A 15,891-nucleotide genomic window follows, 5' to 3' on the forward strand; every position below is an offset into this window, starting at 1 on the left:
GTTTTGCTTTCGGATTAAAATGACTAGAAAATTGGTCATCAAGAGGGTGTCATGGCGAGTGTTAATTTAGCGGAAGCCAAGGCCCATCTCAGCGAATTGCTCAATCGCGTCGAAGCCGGCGAAACCGTCGAGATTTTGCGCCATGGCAAGCCGGTGGCGCAGCTCGTGCCCGTCAAGACGCGCAAAAAACCGGTCGATGTCGCGCGGCTGAAGGCATTGACCGCCTCGATGAAGCCGCCGGCCAAGCCGGTCGATTCCGCGACCTTCATCCGCGACATGCGCGACAATGATCGCTACTGATGCTTTATATCGACACATCAGTCCTCGTCGCCGCCTGGACGATAGAAACCCGCACGGACGACGTGCAGCAATGGCTGGCAGCGCGTCAATCCGAGGAGATCGCGGTCAGCGGCTGGACGATTACCGAATTTTCGAGTGCCATCGCGCTTAAGGCGAGAAACGGACAGCTCGATCCGGACGATCGCAGCAAGGCTTTGGCGCTGTTCAAGGAGCAATGTTCGACGTCCTTCGAGCTCCTGCCCATATCGCGGTCGCACTTCATCGAAGCGGCACGAATGCCAGATCAATTTAATATCGGTCTTCGCGCCGGTGATGCTCTGCATCTCGCTGTCGCGATCGGCAGCGACGCCACGCTCGTCACGCTGGACAAGGGGCTGGCAAAAGCTTGCAGCATCGTCGGTGCGCATTATCGGCTGTTATGAAGTGGACGATATCGTGGGTATCACTCAGCCTCCCATACGATCAACCTGCAAAATGTTGCGATTTGCCACAGCGACAACTATGCCATAGTAATGTAACATGATCGCAGTTTTCATGAGGTGCGTGGAATTGGACGGAAAAACATCATCCGCAGTTTACTCCGAAGATGAGGGCGTTGCCAGCGAGGCCGATCGCAAGGGGGCACGCCGCGCGCGTGTCAGCGGCATCGACCGGGCGCTTCAGGTGATCGATCATCTTTATGAGACCGGATCGCCCGCCGGCGTCTATGCGATCGCCAAGGCTGTGAAGGCGCCGCTTTCGACCGTTTACGTCATCGTCGACGATCTCGTCGAGAAGAACATGCTGACGCGGCAGACGGACGGCTCGATCTGGCTCGGCGCGCGGCTCTACCACTACGGCCTTGCCTACGCACGTTCATTGGATTTCATGAGCATCGCCACCCACGAAATGCACGATCTCTGCCGCCAGGCCGGCGAAACCGTGCAGGTCTGCGGTCGCGACGGCGACTATATGCTGGTGCTCGCCATGGCCGACGGCCCGAGCCACTTCCAGGTCGCGTCCCGCGTTGGCACCCGGGTGCCGCTCAACTGGACGGCCTCCGGCCGCCTGCTCGTCGGCCACCTGCCCGAGCAGGAGCGCATCGAACTGTTCAAGCGCTGCGCCCGCTCTTCACCGACCGGCCGCGCCGAGATCGATCCGGGTACGCTGTCGGAAGCCGCCGGCAAAGCCTTCGAGTCGCGCTTGTCGATCCAGGCGGGGGAATCCGATTATGCGGTTGCCTGCATCGCCTCGCCGATCTGCGATCGCGATGGCCAGTGCGTCGCCACCATTTCCATCGTGCTGCCGGAACAGAAGGCCTTTTCCGACGAGAACCACTATACGGCCCATGTGCGTAGTTCAGCGGAACGGATCGAAAAGCTGATGGGCTGGCGCAACCGCTGAGCATTGCGCTTTTCAGCGGATCCTACCTGTAGGAATAGCCGTGGCTGTGGCGCACCAGCTTGCGCGCCCGCGGCACATAGCGGCTGGCGGCAAAGGCATCGGCGCCCATCACGGCATAGCGCGGCTCGAACAGCTTGGTGAGGACCGAGACGTCGCCGTTGGAATCCGTCGCCTCGAGATCGGAATCGACCAGATCGAAAACGGTGAATTCCGCCTGCGAGCCGACCGAAAGCCGGTTCTCCATCGACAGCTTGATGACGGATGCCGGCGCATGGGTGACGGCTTCCACCACCTTGTCGAAAGGCATGCCGACGCTGAGCAGCTTCGACATCGTCGTCGCCAGGTCCCAGACCGGGAAGTTCATCGAATGGCCGTGCAGGTCGGTCGAGATCGAGAACGGCAGAAGCCCGCGCGCAATCGCCGCCTCGGCGACCTTGAAGGAGAAGGAGGCGCCGCCATGGCCGATGTCGAGACGGATGCCCTCGGAGGCGCAGCGCTCGGCGAGATTGAAGAGGTCCTCGTCTTCCATGATGCTCGACCCGGCCTTGCCGTTGAAGCAGTGCGTGACGACGTCGCCGGGGCCGAGGATCTCGAGCACTTCGTCATAGAGCGCCGGCGGCTCGCCGACATGCACCATCATCGGCACTTTCAAAATCTTGGCGATCTTCTTGCCAAGCTTGACCGGCGTGACGCCCCACGACCCGGTGATGACATGGCTGGCGCGCACCTTGATGCCGACGATGTGCTCGCTGTTTTCGGCATAAACTTCGAGAATGCGGTCGAGATCGATATCGCGGATATCCCGCAATTCCGCAACGCGGTTGCAGGCCACAAGACCGATCGAGCCGAGATTGAGGAAGGCCTTGATGCGCTCGCGCGAGGGCTCGATGATATATTCGCGGAAGCCATGAAAATTTGCCTCACCGGCCGAACCGGCATCGACCAGCGTGGTGACGCCGCGCTCGACGCCGCATTCGGACGGACGGATGGAAATATCAGTGCCGCCATGCCAGATATGCACGTGCAGGTCGACCCAGCCGGGCGAAATGAAGGCGCCCTTGCCGTCGATGCGCGTCACATCTTGCGAAACTGAAAGCGACGGACCGATCTCGGCGATCCTGCCGCCGGCATTGACGAGAATGTCGATTGTCCCCTCGGATGTGCCCGCACCGAAAGCGATCGGTTTGACATTGGTGAGGAGAAGCGGCTTCTTCGCCTGGTCGCCGGGCATGACATGCATTCCTTTCGAAGTTTCGGACCGGGATCGCTCCTCGGCCATCCGTCTGCGGGTTGCTCTGGAAGAGTAATGAGGAAGCTAGAGATGACGCCTCAGGGCACCGCATCGTCATAATTCCATAATTATGCTATATAAGTCTTTATAATAGAATAAAGCTGAGGACGCCGCTGTCAAGAAAAATGACGTGGCCGTCACCACTGAGGAAACGTAAGCGGTGCGCTCCTTTCGAAGCGCGCCCGTTTCGAAGATCCGATAAATTCGCGTTTGTTTTCAATCTCGAAGGATCGAATAGTCAAGCCGTTCCAGGTGATCCGGATCGGCGATGGCGTCGATCGCGGCGATCCTGCCATCGGCGATCGTCAGCGCCACCACGACGCGGAGCTGGCCCTGGATCTCCACGACGAATCCGAGCTCACCGTCGACAATGGCGATTTCTGCCGCCTGCGCCCGACCCTTGAAGGCTTCGGCCACGTGAGCTGCGCCGCGCATTTCGCCAATGGTGCCGAAGCGGGCCGCCGTCGCATCGGGCCGGAAGACGACGTCGGGGGCAAGCACCGCGATTAACGCCTCCAGATCGCCGTTGCGCGACGCCGTCAGAAAGGCCTCGGCGATCGTCCGCTTGCGGCCGAGATCGACATCAGGTGCCTCGTCCAAACCCTGCACCCGGCGGCGGGCGCGGCTCGCGAGCTGGCGGGCGGCCGCGGACGAGCGGCCGATGATCGGCGCGATCTCGTCGAAGGGCAGGTCGAACATGTCGTGCAGCACGAAGGCGACGCGTTCGGCGGGCGCCAGCGTCTGCAGCACGACGAGCAGTGCCAGACCGACCGAATCGGCAAAGGCGGCTTCGCGCTCGGGATCGTCCGTCGGATCGGCGATCCCGCCATGGACGGGCACCTCCAGCGGTTCCTCGCGCCGGGTCTTGCGGGCGCGCAGCATGTCGAGGCAGATGCGCGCCACCACCGTCGTCAGCCAGCCGCCGAGATTGCCGACCCCTGTCGTATCCGTGCGGCTGAGCCGCAGCCAGGCCTCCTGAACGGCATCATCAGCCTCGCTGCGTGAGCCGAGCATGCGATAGGCTGCGGCCCTCAGATGCGCTCTGTTCGCCTCAAACTCATCGGCCAGCCATTTTTTCTCGTCCATTTGTCACATTCCTCCGCTGCGTTCCGTCAAAGCCATGACGAATGAAACCCGGCCGATGTGACAGCGCCGGCGGATCGTCGAACAACAGTAAACGCATCAAGGAGACATACCATGCAGGAGAGAATGGGAAACCCCGCCCTCGTCCTTCCCGCGGCCATGCAGGCGCTCAATGCGCTCAGCAAGGTGCCGGTCGAAACCGGCCTTTCGCCCAAGCTGCTCGAACTCGTCAACCTGCGCGCCAGCCAGATCAACGGCTGCAGCGTCTGTGTCGACGGTCATCCTCGTATTGCAAAGAAGCTCGGCGAAACCGACGAAAGGCTATTCGCCATCGGCGCCTGGCGCGACTCGCCCTATTTCAGCGACGCCGAACGCGCAGCCCTTGCGCTGACCGAGGCAGTCACCCGTGTCAGCGACCGCGCCGACCCTGTGCCGGACGATGTCTGGGACGAAGCGACCCGGCATTATGACGGCAGGAGCCTTGCGGCACTCGTCATCGCCATCGCCAACATCAATGTCTGGAACCGGCTGAACATCGCCACCCGCCAGATCGCCGGGGCCTGGAAGCCGTAAACGGCGGGACGCCGGCAGCGCGTCACCCCTGCGCTGCCGGCAACCATCATCCCTAATCAGCATGGCTTCAGGCCATGCGAAACCATCGGTCGTTCAGATGATGCCGCCGCCGCCGGCAGCGGACGCCGGGCGCTCGGCCGCCACCTTTTTGCGATAGCCGCTGGCGCGATAGACGGCGATCGGGTCGATCGCGCCGCCGGCTCTGCGTCGGGCTTCGGCGAGGATCGGCTCGACATCGGCGCGATAGGCGCGCTTCAACGTTTCCGATGCCATCAGCGCGTCGTTGTCGTCCTGGTAACCGGAGAGCGCCTTGCGGTCGACGAGCAGCGCCTGTGCATAGGCACGGCGGATTTCGTTGGCGCTGTTGATCAGGCTTTCGATCGGGTCGGTGACATTGTGCGACTGGTCGATCATATGGGCCGGGTTGAAGTCATTGACGCCGCGCTGCTCGGCATCGACCAGTTCGTTGAAGACGAGGAACAGCCGGTAGGGATCGATCGCGCCGGCGTCGAGATCGTCGTCGCCATACTTCGAATCATTGAAGTGGAAACCGCCGAGCTTGCCGAACTGGATCAGACGGGCGACGATCATCTCGATATTGGTGTTCGGCGCATGGTGACCGAGATCGACGAGGCAATAGGCCTTGGGGCCGAGCGTCTGAGCGATCAGATAGTTGGTGCCCCAATCCTGCACGATGGTGGAATAGAAGGCCGGCTCGTACATCTTGTGCTCGGAGAACAGCTTCCAATCATCAGGCAGTGCCTTGTAGATATCCGCCATCGAGGCGAGGTAACGCTCGAAAGCCTTGGTGAAATGGCTCTGGCCGGGGAAGTTCGAGCCGTCGCCGATCCAGACCGTCAATGCCTTGGAGCCGAGCGCCTTGCCGATTTCGATGCATTCGAGATTGTGCTCGACCGCTTGCGCCCGTGTTGCCGCATCGGTGTGGCTGAGCGAGCCGTATTTATAGGAATGGGCCTGGCCGGGCGCATCGGAAAAGGTGTTGGAATTCATCGCATCGAAGCCGAGGCCGAGCGCATCACCCTTGGCCTTCAACTCCCTGGCGTCGGCCTTGTCCCAGGGAATATGCAGCGAGACATTCGGCGTCGCCTGCGTCAGTTGGTTGATGACGGCGCAATCGTCGAGCTTGTCGAAGATGCCGCGCGGCTCGCCGGTGCCGGGGAAACGGGCAAAACGCGTGCCGCCGGTGCCGACGCCCCAAGAGGGAACGGCGACGAAGAATTCCGCAACCTTCCGGGTGACTGCTTCGATATCGACGCCGCGACGGGCAAGCGTCGCGCCCAGTGCCTCGTAATCGGCTTTCAGCGCTGTTGCCCGCTTGTCGTTATCCGTCGCAACCAGATCCTGCGCGATCCTGAATTCGGCCATTTCTTCCTCCCGATTGTTTCTTTCTTCCCTTCTCCCCAGCGGGGAGAAGGTGGCCCGAAGGGTCGGATGAGGGGGCGGCCGGGTAGGGCATTAATGGTCCTTCGCTGCCCCGCCCAGAACACGCATCGCTTCGCTCTGCGTCCCCCTTCATCTGCCTGCCGGCATCTTCTCCCCGCCGGGGAGAAGAGCGTCCCTCTTACCGCGTAAAACTCTGCACGTTGCCGGCATCGACGTTGATGATGTTGCCGGTCGATTTTGCCGAAAGGTCCGATGCGAGGAAATAGATCGCCTCGGCGATATCTTCCGGAAACACGTTGAGTTTCAGCATCGAACGCTTGCGGTAATGTTCCTCGAGATCGTCCACCTCGATCTTGGACGACGCAGCGCGCTGCTCGCGCCATTCGCCGCTCCAGATCTTCGAGCCGCGCAGGACGGCATCCGGATTGACGGTGTTGACGCGGATGCCGGCATCCGCGCCTTCCAGCGCCAGGCAGCGGGCGAGATGGATTTCGGCAGCCTTTGCCGTGCAATAGGCAGATGCATTCGGCGAGGCGGCAAGACCGTTCTTCGACGCGACAAAGATGACGTTGCCGCCGAGCGCCTGACGGCGGAACAGCCGGAACGCTTCGCGCGAGACGAGGAAATAGCCGGTCGCCAGAATATCGATATTGCGGTTCCACGTCGACAGCTCGGTGGCTTCGATCGGCGCGGACGAGGCAATGCCGGCATTCGAGACGAGGATATCGATGCCGCCGAATTCGACGCAGGCTTCCGCGAAGGAGGCGATCACCGCATCTTCCTTGGTGACGTCAAGCCGGACGCTGCGCACAGCGTCGGCGCCATATTTCTTGACGAAATCGGCTTCGGTGCCCTCGAGTGCTGCCTGGTCGATATCGGCAAGCACCACGCAGGCGCCTTCGCCGACGAGGCGCGCGGCCGTCGCCCGGCCAATACCACCGGCGCCGCCGGTGACGAAGGCGACGCGGCCAGCAAGGCTCTTCGGCTTCGGCATGCGCTGCAGCTTGGCCTCTTCGAGCAGCCAGTATTCGATGTCGAAGGCTTCCTGCTCGGGCAGGCCCTGATATTCCGAGACCGTCGAGGCGCCGCGCATGACGTTGATGGCGTTGACGTAGAATTCGCTGGCAATACGAGCCGTCGCCTTGTCGCGGGCAAAGGACAGCATGCCGACGCCAGGAACGAGGAAGATGACGGGATTGGCATCGCGGATGGCGGGCGAATTGTCATGCTTGCAGTCGTTGTAATAGCGGGCGTAATCGGCGCGGTAATCCTCCAGCGCCTTGTCGAGACCAGCAACGATCGCGTCGACATCCGGCTTGGCCGGGTCGAAATCGACGATCAGCGGGCGGATCTTCGTGCGCAGGAAATGATCCGGGCAGCTGGTGCCGAGTGCGCCGAGCGGACGCAGATCCCGGGAATTGACGAATTCGAGCACGGAGTCCTGATCGTCGAAATGCCCGAGCTTGCGCTCCTGCTTGCCGATGCGGCCGCGGATCTCCGGCATCAGCCGAGCGGCGATGGCCCGGCGTTCGGCAACGGCCAGGCTCTCAGTGAGCGCACCGCCGAAAATCGTCTTTCCCTCGGTCTTTTCGGCAAACCAGACGATCGCCTTGTTGATGATATCGAGCGTCAGCTCGTAGCAGGCCTTGGCGTCATCAGCCCAGGTAAAGAGGCCGTGGCTTTCGAGCACGACACCCTTGGCATTCGGGTTTGCGGCGACGAAAGCACCGAGGTCGAGGCCGAGCTGGAAGCCCGGACGACGCCAGGGCAGCCAGCCGATCTCGTCGCCGAAGATCTGCTGCGTCAATTCCTTCGAATTCTTCGACGCGGCGATCGCGATGATCGCATCAGGATGCATGTGGTCAACATGGGTGAAAGGCACGAAACCGTGCAGCGGCGTATCGATCGAGGCTGCGCGGGCGTTCAGGTTGAAGGTGCAGTGCGGCAGGAAGCCGACCATGCGGTCCTCGTCCTCGACGCCCTTGTAGATGCTCTTCAGCGATTCCAGCTTGTCCTGGTAGAGCGTCGCGAAACCGTCGAGCTTGATCGTGCCGACATCGCCGCCCGATCCCTTGACCCAGAGTACCTTGACCTTGCCTCCGGTCAGCGGATCGGTTTCCAGCACCTTCGCCGAGGTGTTGCCGCCGCCATAATTAGTGATGCGCTTGTCGGCGCCGAGCAGGTTGGAGCGATAGAGCAGCTTGCCAGGCTCATCGAGGCCTGCCGCGTAAGCATCATCCCACCGGTTTTCCAGAAGCCGGACGTTCGCCGCCATGTCATCCTCCCATATGAAATCATCATCGGGACGCAAAGTTCAGCGCCCTTTTCGCTGACGGTATCGCTCATCAAAACGCAGCTTGTCAATCGAAAACGATCAAATTCGATTATTGTGCAGCGCAATATGAAAATTTATGATCGTTTTTGATTGACACATTGTCATATGTGCGAAATAAACGATTGAAGGAGGAGCCCCATGCACGAACGCGAACGCCATCGCATCATTCTGAGCGCCGTTCAGGAAAAGTCCGTCGTGACGGTTCAGGACATTTCCGAACTGACCGAGGCTTCCGAGGCGACGATCCGGCGCGACATCGCGGCTCTTCATGTTCAGGGCAAGATCCGGCGCGTGCGCGGCGGCGCCGAGGCCGTGCATCCGCCGCAGCTCGGCAATCTCGCCGGGCGCCCCTTCCGGGTATCGGAATCGGTCAACATCGATAAGAAACGCGCAATCGCCCGCCAGGCAGTCGAGCTTTGCGATCCTGGCGACGCGATCATCATCAACGGTGGCACGACCACCTTCCAGATGGTGCATTTCATGGCGGCGCACCGCCTGCAGGTAATGACCAATTCTTTCGCGATCGCCGAACATCTGGTCAAGCATTCGAAGAACACGGTGACGGTGCCGGGCGGAGCGATCTATCGCGAGCAGAGCCTGATCCTCTCGCCTTTCGACAATGACGCGATCCGCAATTTCTACGCTCGCCGCTTCTTCATCGGCGCGCAGGGCGTCGGCCCGCTCGGCATCATGGAAGCCGACGCGCTGATCATCCAGAGCGAGCAGAAGCTGATGCATCAGGCCGACGAACTGGTCGTCATGGCCGATTCCAGCAAGTTCCATCGCCGGTCGAGCCTCATTCTGTGCCCGCTCGAGCGTGTGTCTACGATCATCACCGATGACGGCATTCCCGAGGAAGCCGTCAGGATGATCGAGAATGCCGGCATCAGGCTCATTGTCGCGAGCCCGGTCGCCCAGGCAATCAAGGAGGATTCCTCGTCGGTCGCATAAGGCGCCGGCCAGGTGTGAAGAGTGTCAATCAAGTGGGAGGATGAAAGCATGAAACTCGCAAAGAAACTCGCAATCGGCGTGGCATTTGCCGTCGCCATGATGGCCGGCACGGCAAGTGCTGCCGACATCAAGATCGGTCTCGTCGTCAAGTCGCTCGGCAACGGCTTCTTCGATGCTGCCAACAAGGGCGCGCAGGAAGCGGCCAAGGAACTCGGCGGCGTCGAGGTCATCTATACCGGTCCGACCACGACGACGGCCGAAGGCCAGATTGAAGTCATCAACTCGCTGATCGCCCAAGGCGTCAGCGCCATCGCGGTTTCGGCCAACGATCCCGACGCGCTCGTTCCGGCGCTGAAGAAGGCTACACAGCGCGGCATCAAGGTCATCTCCTGGGATTCCGGCGTCGCGCCTGAAGGCCGTATCCTTCAGCTCAACCCGTCGTCCAACGAGTTGATCGGCAAGATGTGCCTGACCCTCGTCAAGGACCATCTCGACGGCGGCAAGGGTGACTTCGCCATCCTGTCGGCAACGACCACCTCGACCAACCAGAACATCTGGATCGACCAGATGAAGAAGCAGCTCAAGGATTTCCCAGGCCTCAACCTCGTCACCACGGTCTATGGCGACGACCTCTCGGACAAGTCCTATCGTGAAGCCGAGGGCCTCTTGAAGGCGAACCCGAACATCAAGGTCATCGTCGCTCCGACGACGGTCGGCGTTCTCGCCGCGTCGAAGGTCGTCGAAGACAAGGGCCTTGTCGGCAAGGTCTACGTCACCGGCCTTGGCCTGCCGTCCGAAATGGCCGGCGCGATCAAGTCGGGCGCGACGAAGGAATTCGCCATCTGGAACCCGATCGATCTCGGCTACTCCGCAACGCAGATCGCCTATCGCCTCGTCAAGGGCGAGACCGACGGCAAGCCGGGCAGCGAGATCGAGGCCGGCCGCATGGGCAAGATCAAGGTCGGCGACAACGGCGAAGCCGCCATGGCCGATCCCTTCGTCTACAACGCTACGAACATCGACCAGTTCTCCAAGGTCTTCTGATCCAAGCCGACGCATAAAAGCCCGGCGGCCTGATGGCCGCCGGGATTCTCATTCGACACTGGTAGAAGCTCGATGAACGCTGCCTTTCAACAAACCGCCACGGACAGCAAAACCGGTGATGCGCCCGCCATTTTGGAAATGCGCGGCATCTCCCAGATCTTTCCGGGCGTGAAAGCGCTCGACAATGTCAGCATCGCACTGCATCCAGGCACGGTGACCGCGCTGATTGGCGAAAACGGCGCCGGCAAATCGACGCTGGTCAAGATCCTGACCGGCATTTACAGGCCGAATGAAGGCGAGATCCTGGTCGACGGCCAACCGGTGACCTTTGCCAGCGCCCAAGCCGCAATCGATGCCGGCGTCACCGCCATCCATCAGGAAACCGTGCTGTTCGACGAACTGACGGTTGCCGAAAACATTTTCCTCGGCCATGCGCCGCGCACGCGTTTGCGCACCATCGACTGGCAGGCGATGAACAGCCGCGCGAAGGCGCTGCTGACCGCGCTCGAAAGCAATATCGATCCGACGATCCGGCTGAAGGACCTCTCGATCGCGCAGCGCCATCTGGTGGCGATTGCGCGCGCTCTGTCGATCGAGGCCCGCATCGTCATCATGGACGAACCGACGGCAGCCCTTTCCCGCAAGGAGATCGACGATCTCTTCCGCATCGTCCGGGGCCTGAAGGAAAAGGGCAAGGCGATCCTCTTCATCAGCCACAAGTTCGACGAGGTATACGAGATCGCCGACGATTTCGTCGTCTTCCGCGACGGCCGCGCCGTCGGCCAGGGCCGGCTCAAGGAAACGCCGCAGGACGAGATCGTCCGCATGATGGTCGGCCGCGACGTCGAGAATGCCTTTCCGAAGGTCGATGTCGCCATCGGCGGCCCGGTTCTCGAGATCCGCAACTATAGCCACCGCACCGAATTCCGTGACATCTCCTTCACCCTGCGCCAGGGCGAGATTCTCGGCATTTACGGCCTGATCGGCGCCGGGCGCTCGGAACTGTCCCAATCGCTCTTCGGCATCACCAGGCCGCTCTCCGGCACCATGATGCTCGAAGGCCGCGAGATCACCATCCATTCGCCGCAGGATGCGATCCGGGCCGGCATCGTCTATGTGCCGGAGGAACGCGGCCGCCACGGGCTGGCGCTGCCGATGCCGATCTTCCAGAACATGACGCTGCCCTCGCTCGCCCGCACCTCGCGCCGGGGCTTCCTCAGGGCGGCCAACGAATTCGCGCTCGCCCGCAAATATGCCGAGCGGCTGGACTTACGCGCCGCTGCCCTTTCCGTCCCGGTCGGCACGCTCTCCGGCGGCAACCAGCAGAAGGTCGTCATCGGCAAATGGCTGGCGACGGCGCCGAAGGTCATCATCCTCGATGAACCCACAAAGGGCATCGACATCGGTTCGAAGGCGGCCGTGCACGGCTTCATCAGCGAACTCGCCGCCGAGGGCCTGTCGATCATCATGGTCTCGTCCGAACTGCCCGAGATCATCGGCATGTCGGACCGCGTCCTGGTGATGAAGGAAGGTCTCGCCGCCGGAATTTTCGACCGCGCCGAGCTGTCGCCGGAAGCGCTGGTGCGCGCCGCCACCGGCAATGCATGAGGCCCGCAATGCATAAGGTCCAGCAATTCATAAGGTAAGAGCATGGCAAGACTGATCAGAAAACGCGAAACCCTGCTATTCCTCATCATCGTCGTGATGATCGCGATCTTTTCGACGCGCGCTGCCGATTTCGCAACGCCGGAGAATCTCGCCGGCATTTTCAACGATACCTCCATCCTGATCATCCTGGCGCTCGCGCAGATGACGGTCATTCTGACGAAATCGATCGACCTGTCGGTTGCTGCCAACCTCGCCTTCACCGGCATGGCGATCGCGATGATGAATGCCGCCTATCCCGACCTGCCGCTCGTCGTGCTCATCCTTGCCGCGATCGTCATCGGCGCCTGCCTCGGCGCCATCAACGGCCTTCTCGTCTGGGCGCTCGAAATCCCGCCGATCGTCGTGACACTCGGCACGCTCACCATCTATCGCGGCATGGCCTTCGTGCTGTCGGGCGGGGCGTGGGTCAACGCCCACCAGATGACGCCGATCTTCCTGTCGGTGCCGCGCACGCCGATCCTCGGCCTGCCCGTTCTCGGCTGGGTGGGGATCGTTATCGTGCTCTTGATGTATGTCCTGCTCAGGTACACCCAGTTCGGCCGCTCGGCCTATGCCACGGGCGGCAATCCGACCGCGGCCGTCTATGCCGGCATCGATACGGGCTGGACGAAATTCCTGGCCTTCGTTCTGTCGGGGGCGCTCGCCGGCCTTGCGAGCTATCTCTGGGTGTCGCGTTATGCTGTTGCCTATGTCGATATCGCCAACGGCTTCGAGCTCGACAGCGTCGCGGCCTGCGTTATCGGCGGCATCTCGATTGCCGGCGGCGTCGGCTCGGTCGCCGGCACCGTGCTCGGCGCGCTCTTCCTCGGCGTCATCAAGAATGCATTGCCGGTGATCGGCATTTCACCCTTCACGCAGATGGCAATCTCCGGAACCGTCATCATTCTCGCCGTCGCCTTCAACGCCAGGCGCGAGCGCAACCGCGGCCGCATCATCCTGCGCGACCGCGCCGCGGCCGAGATCAGAACGGAGGCCGTAGCATGAGCACCGTGTCTACACACGAAAAGCGGGTCATTCCCGACCGCCTCGGCACACCCTTCCGCCGCATCCTCGCGAGCTGGGAAGTACTGCTCTTTGCCGTCGCCGTCCTGATCTTCATCTTCAATTCGCTCGCCTCGCCATATTTCCTCGATGCCTGGAATCTCTCGGACGCCACCTTCAACTTCACCGAAAAGGCAATGATCGCCTTCGCCATGGCGCTGCTCGTCATATCAGGCGAGATCGACCTCTCGGTCGCCGCGATCATCGCGCTCGCCTCGACGGCAATGGGCGCGGCAGCGCAGGTCGGCATCGGCACACCGGGCCTGGTCGCGATCGGCATCGGCACCGGCCTTGCCTGCGGCATCTTCAACGGCGTTCTGGTCTCGGTGCTGAAACTGCCGTCGATCGTCGTCACCATCGGCACGATGAGCCTTTTCCGCGGCATTTCCTATATCGTCCTCGGTGATCAGGCCTATGGCAAATACCCGGCTGATTTCGCCTATTTCGGCCAGGGCTATGTCGTCTGGGTATTCTCCTTCGAATTCGTGCTCTTCATCGTGCTGGCGATCCTCTTCGCCATCCTCCTGCATGCGACGAATTTCGGCCGGCAGGTCTATGCGATCGGCAACAACGACTTCGCCGCCCGCTTCTCCGGCATTCCGGTCGAGCGCGTCAAATTCATCCTCTTCCTGTTGACCGGCGTCATGAGCGGCGTTGCCGCCGTCTGCTTGACCTCACGCCTCGGCTCGACCCGGCCGTCAATCGCCCAGGGCTGGGAACTTGAGGTCGTCACCATGGTCGTGCTCGGCGGCATCTCGATCCTCGGTGGCTCCGGCACCATCGTCGGCGTCGTCATCGCCGCCTTCGTCATGGGTCTCGTCACCTTCGGCCTCGGCCTGCTGAACGTGCCAGGCATCGTCATGTCGATCTTCATCGGCCTGCTTCTGATCATCACCATCGCCATCCCGATCATCGCCCGCCGCATCAAGGTCATGAGCTCCCGATGACTTTAGAAAAACACGCCTTCAAAATGCGGCTCAATCCGGGCATGGAAGCCGAATACCGCAAGCGGCATGACGAGATCTGGCCGGAACTGGTCGATCTCCTGCACAAGTCAGGCGCCAGCGACTATTCCATCCATCTCGACCGCGAGACCAACACGCTGTTCGGCGTGTTGACGCGGCCCGCCGACCATAGGATGGCAAGCCTGCCGGACCATCCGGTCATGAAAAAATGGTGGGCGCACATGGCTGATATCATGGCGACCAATCCCGATAATTCGCCGGTCCAGAGCGACCTGGTCACCGTCTTCCATATGCCATGAACGCCACCTCTTATCGCCGCATCGCCGTCCTCGACATCGGCAAGACCAATGCCAAGGTCGTCGTGCTCGACAGCGAGACGGGCGCCGAGGTCGCCGTCCTGAAACGGCCGAATATCGCGATCAAAACCGGTCTCTATCCGCATTACGACGTAGAGGCTCTCTGGTCCTTTGCGCTCGATGCGCTGAAAAGCCTTGCGCGCGAGCCCGGCTTCGACGCCATTTCGATCACCACTCATGGCGCATCCGCAGCACTGCTTGGCCGAGACGGCGCGCTTGCCATGCCTGTCATCGACTATGAACACGAATATCCGCAGAAAATCCGCGACGCCTATACGCGGCTGCGCCCCTCCTTCGACGAAACCTTCTCGCCGCACCTCGCGATGGGCCTCAACGTCGGCGCCCAACTGCACTACCAGAAGACCGCCTTTCCCGAGGAATTCGCCGAGGTTGCCACCATCCTCACCTATGCGCAATATTGGACGGCACGGCTGACCGGTGTCGCCGCCAATGAGCTGACCTCGCTCGGCTGTCACACCGACCTCTGGAACCCGAGGGCCGCCAGCTATTCCTCGCTCGTCGACAGGCTTGGCATTCGCGACCTCATGGCGCCGATCCGCTCCGCCTTCGATGCGCTCGGCCCGGTTCTGCCTGAAATCGCCGCTGAGCTCGGCCTTTCAGCACCCGTTCCGGTCTATTGCGGCATTCATGATTCCAATGCCTCGCTGCTGCCGCATCTGGTGCGTCGCGAAGCGCCCTTTGCCGTCGTCTCCACCGGCACATGGGTCATCAATTTCGGCGTCGGCGGCGATCTCGATCACCTCGACCCGAAACGCGATACGCTCGCCAATGTCGATGCCTATGGCCGGGCCGTCCCCTCCTCGCGTTTCATGGGCGGCCGGGAATTCGAGAGCCTTTCGGCCGAGATCGGCCCTGTCGACGAAAAAGCCGCCCAGGCGGCAATCGGCTCGGTCATCGACAAAGGCATGATGCTCCTGCCGAACGTCGCCCCGGGTTCCGGGCCCTTTCCGGGAAAGGCAAGCCGCTGGATCGGTGCCGAAGAAGCAAACCGCGAGGAGCGCTCTGCCGCTGCCTGCCTCTATCTCGCCTTGATGACCGATGCCTGCCTCGGACTGATCGGCGCCAAAGGCCCTGTTATCGTCGAAGGCCCGTTTGCCCTGAATGGGACCTATCTCACGCTGCTGGCCGCCCTAACCGGCCGCGAGGTCATGGCCCTTCCTGGCACAACCGGCACCAGCCAGGGTGCCGCCCTTCTCACCGGCATCCGGCCAGTGTCGGGTGCCGAGACGCATGTTCCGCCGACCGATATCCCCGGACTGACCACCTATCGCACCCGCTGGTACGCGGCGATGGAATAGGAGTCTTTCCAAAAGCGGCCTTGTTCGTCCCTGCCTTCTCGCTAGAACAGGATGATTTTAGGCCGGGTCGGCCTAAAATCTGAATCCTGTTCTACATTATATAGTTAGAGCATGATGTCGTCCGAAAACCGCTCACACTTTTCGGCATCATGCTCTAGTGTGGCACCTCGAAAATCAG

The 15,891-nt window shown here is 61.6% G+C and carries 15 protein-coding genes; 11 read left to right on the plus strand and 4 right to left on the minus strand.

The window, feature by feature from the left end:
* Positions 1-51 precede the first annotated feature (51 nt).
* The 3 genes from U5G49_RS24910 to U5G49_RS24920 all read left to right on the plus strand — a co-directional run bounded on the left by U5G49_RS24910 (position 52) and on the right by U5G49_RS24920 (position 1,683).
* A complete protein-coding gene (locus U5G49_RS24910) occupies positions 52-300 on the plus strand; it encodes a type II toxin-antitoxin system Phd/YefM family antitoxin (RefSeq protein WP_018246541.1) in 249 nt (82 codons plus the stop codon).
* Complete coding sequence (locus U5G49_RS24915; protein ID WP_193446899.1) at positions 300-722, plus strand: type II toxin-antitoxin system VapC family toxin; 423 nt, start codon at positions 300-302, stop codon at positions 720-722. The genes U5G49_RS24910 and U5G49_RS24915 overlap by 1 nt, the downstream gene beginning before the upstream one ends.
* Before the next feature lie 112 nt (positions 723-834).
* A complete protein-coding gene (locus tag U5G49_RS24920) occupies positions 835-1,683 on the plus strand; it encodes an IclR family transcriptional regulator (RefSeq protein ID WP_115156888.1) in 849 nt (282 codons plus the stop codon).
* Between the two features lie 22 nt (positions 1,684-1,705).
* Here U5G49_RS24920 and U5G49_RS24925 read toward each other — a convergent pair whose 3' ends face one another.
* Together U5G49_RS24925 and U5G49_RS24930 are read right to left on the minus strand one after the other, a co-directional pair.
* On the minus strand, positions 1,706-2,914 hold the full coding sequence (locus U5G49_RS24925) for an amidohydrolase/deacetylase family metallohydrolase (protein WP_193446898.1): 1,209 nt from the start codon (positions 2,912-2,914) through the stop codon (positions 1,706-1,708).
* Positions 2,915-3,190: 276 nt separating this feature from the next.
* The gene (locus U5G49_RS24930) at positions 3,191-4,060 is read right to left on the minus strand and encodes a sigma-70 family RNA polymerase sigma factor (RefSeq protein WP_047617899.1); all 870 of its coding nucleotides are present in this window, start codon (positions 4,058-4,060) and stop codon (positions 3,191-3,193) included.
* A 111-nt stretch (positions 4,061-4,171) separates the two neighbouring features.
* Between U5G49_RS24930 and U5G49_RS24935 the strand changes: the two genes are divergently transcribed.
* A complete protein-coding gene (locus tag U5G49_RS24935) occupies positions 4,172-4,630 on the plus strand; it encodes a carboxymuconolactone decarboxylase family protein (protein WP_018246536.1) in 459 nt (152 codons plus the stop codon).
* Between the two features lie 93 nt (positions 4,631-4,723).
* Here the strand turns inward: U5G49_RS24935 and rhaI are convergent, their stop codons facing one another.
* Positions 4,724-6,016, minus strand: coding sequence for an L-rhamnose catabolism isomerase (gene rhaI, locus U5G49_RS24940; RefSeq protein WP_047617897.1), 1,293 nt, complete (start codon positions 6,014-6,016; stop codon positions 4,724-4,726).
* Between the two features lie 196 nt (positions 6,017-6,212).
* Entirely contained in the window at positions 6,213-8,309 is a 2,097-nt protein-coding gene (locus U5G49_RS24945; protein WP_193446897.1) for a bifunctional rhamnulose-1-phosphate aldolase/short-chain dehydrogenase, read from the minus strand.
* A 198-nt stretch (positions 8,310-8,507) separates the two neighbouring features.
* Here U5G49_RS24945 and U5G49_RS24950 point away from each other — a divergent pair, with 198 nt between their 5' ends.
* From U5G49_RS24950 to U5G49_RS24980, 7 genes are all read left to right on the plus strand, one after another.
* On the plus strand, positions 8,508-9,320 hold the full coding sequence (locus U5G49_RS24950) for a DeoR/GlpR family DNA-binding transcription regulator (RefSeq protein ID WP_018246533.1): 813 nt from the start codon (positions 8,508-8,510) through the stop codon (positions 9,318-9,320).
* A 48-nt stretch (positions 9,321-9,368) separates the two neighbouring features.
* Positions 9,369-10,364 carry a rhamnose ABC transporter substrate-binding protein gene (rhaS, locus tag U5G49_RS24955; RefSeq protein WP_018448549.1) on the plus strand — a complete coding sequence of 332 codons (996 nt, stop codon included), beginning with the start codon at positions 9,369-9,371 and terminating at the stop codon, positions 10,362-10,364.
* A gap of 72 nt (positions 10,365-10,436) precedes the next feature.
* The gene (locus U5G49_RS24960; RefSeq protein WP_130719059.1) at positions 10,437-11,972 is read left to right on the plus strand and encodes a sugar ABC transporter ATP-binding protein; all 1,536 of its coding nucleotides are present in this window, start codon (positions 10,437-10,439) and stop codon (positions 11,970-11,972) included.
* A 42-nt stretch (positions 11,973-12,014) separates the two neighbouring features.
* Positions 12,015-13,016, plus strand: a complete 1,002-nt coding sequence (locus U5G49_RS24965) for an ABC transporter permease (protein WP_193446896.1) — start codon at positions 12,015-12,017, stop codon at positions 13,014-13,016.
* Complete coding sequence (locus U5G49_RS24970) at positions 13,013-14,020, plus strand: ABC transporter permease (RefSeq protein WP_018246530.1); 1,008 nt, start codon at positions 13,013-13,015, stop codon at positions 14,018-14,020. The genes U5G49_RS24965 and U5G49_RS24970 overlap by 4 nt, the downstream gene beginning before the upstream one ends.
* Positions 14,017-14,337 carry an L-rhamnose mutarotase gene (gene rhaM, locus U5G49_RS24975; protein ID WP_193446895.1) on the plus strand — a complete coding sequence of 107 codons (321 nt, stop codon included), beginning with the start codon at positions 14,017-14,019 and terminating at the stop codon, positions 14,335-14,337. The genes U5G49_RS24970 and rhaM overlap by 4 nt, the downstream gene beginning before the upstream one ends.
* Positions 14,334-15,713, plus strand: coding sequence for an FGGY-family carbohydrate kinase (locus tag U5G49_RS24980; protein WP_193446894.1), 1,380 nt, complete (start codon positions 14,334-14,336; stop codon positions 15,711-15,713). Before rhaM ends, U5G49_RS24980 begins: the two co-directional genes overlap by 4 nt.
* Positions 15,714-15,891 lie beyond the last annotated feature (178 nt).

It is taken from the genome of Rhizobium indigoferae, from assembly GCF_034554815.1.
GTDB lineage: Bacteria > Pseudomonadota > Alphaproteobacteria > Rhizobiales > Rhizobiaceae > Rhizobium > Rhizobium leguminosarum.

Coding starts and splice junctions, on each gene's coding strand:
- U5G49_RS24920 (WP_115156888.1), top strand. CDS start 835: ATGAGGTGCGTGGAATTGGACGGAAAAACATCATCCGCAGTTTACTCC.
- rhaS (WP_018448549.1), top strand. CDS start 9,369: ATGAAACTCGCAAAGAAACTCGCAATCGGCGTGGCATTTGCCGTCGCC.
- U5G49_RS24915 (WP_193446899.1), top strand. CDS start 300: ATGCTTTATATCGACACATCAGTCCTCGTCGCCGCCTGGACGATAGAA.
- U5G49_RS24980 (WP_193446894.1), top strand. CDS start 14,334: ATGAACGCCACCTCTTATCGCCGCATCGCCGTCCTCGACATCGGCAAG.
- U5G49_RS24925 (WP_193446898.1), bottom strand. CDS start 2,914: ATGCCCGGCGACCAGGCGAAGAAGCCGCTTCTCCTCACCAATGTCAAA.
- U5G49_RS24930 (WP_047617899.1), bottom strand. CDS start 4,060: ATGGACGAGAAAAAATGGCTGGCCGATGAGTTTGAGGCGAACAGAGCG.
- U5G49_RS24945 (WP_193446897.1), bottom strand. CDS start 8,309: ATGGCGGCGAACGTCCGGCTTCTGGAAAACCGGTGGGATGATGCTTAC.
- U5G49_RS24960 (WP_130719059.1), top strand. CDS start 10,437: ATGAACGCTGCCTTTCAACAAACCGCCACGGACAGCAAAACCGGTGAT.
- U5G49_RS24950 (WP_018246533.1), top strand. CDS start 8,508: ATGCACGAACGCGAACGCCATCGCATCATTCTGAGCGCCGTTCAGGAA.
- rhaI (WP_047617897.1), bottom strand. CDS start 6,016: ATGGCCGAATTCAGGATCGCGCAGGATCTGGTTGCGACGGATAACGAC.
- rhaM (WP_193446895.1), top strand. CDS start 14,017: ATGACTTTAGAAAAACACGCCTTCAAAATGCGGCTCAATCCGGGCATG.
- U5G49_RS24935 (WP_018246536.1), top strand. CDS start 4,172: ATGCAGGAGAGAATGGGAAACCCCGCCCTCGTCCTTCCCGCGGCCATG.
- U5G49_RS24910 (WP_018246541.1), top strand. CDS start 52: ATGGCGAGTGTTAATTTAGCGGAAGCCAAGGCCCATCTCAGCGAATTG.
- U5G49_RS24965 (WP_193446896.1), top strand. CDS start 12,015: ATGGCAAGACTGATCAGAAAACGCGAAACCCTGCTATTCCTCATCATC.
- U5G49_RS24970 (WP_018246530.1), top strand. CDS start 13,013: ATGAGCACCGTGTCTACACACGAAAAGCGGGTCATTCCCGACCGCCTC.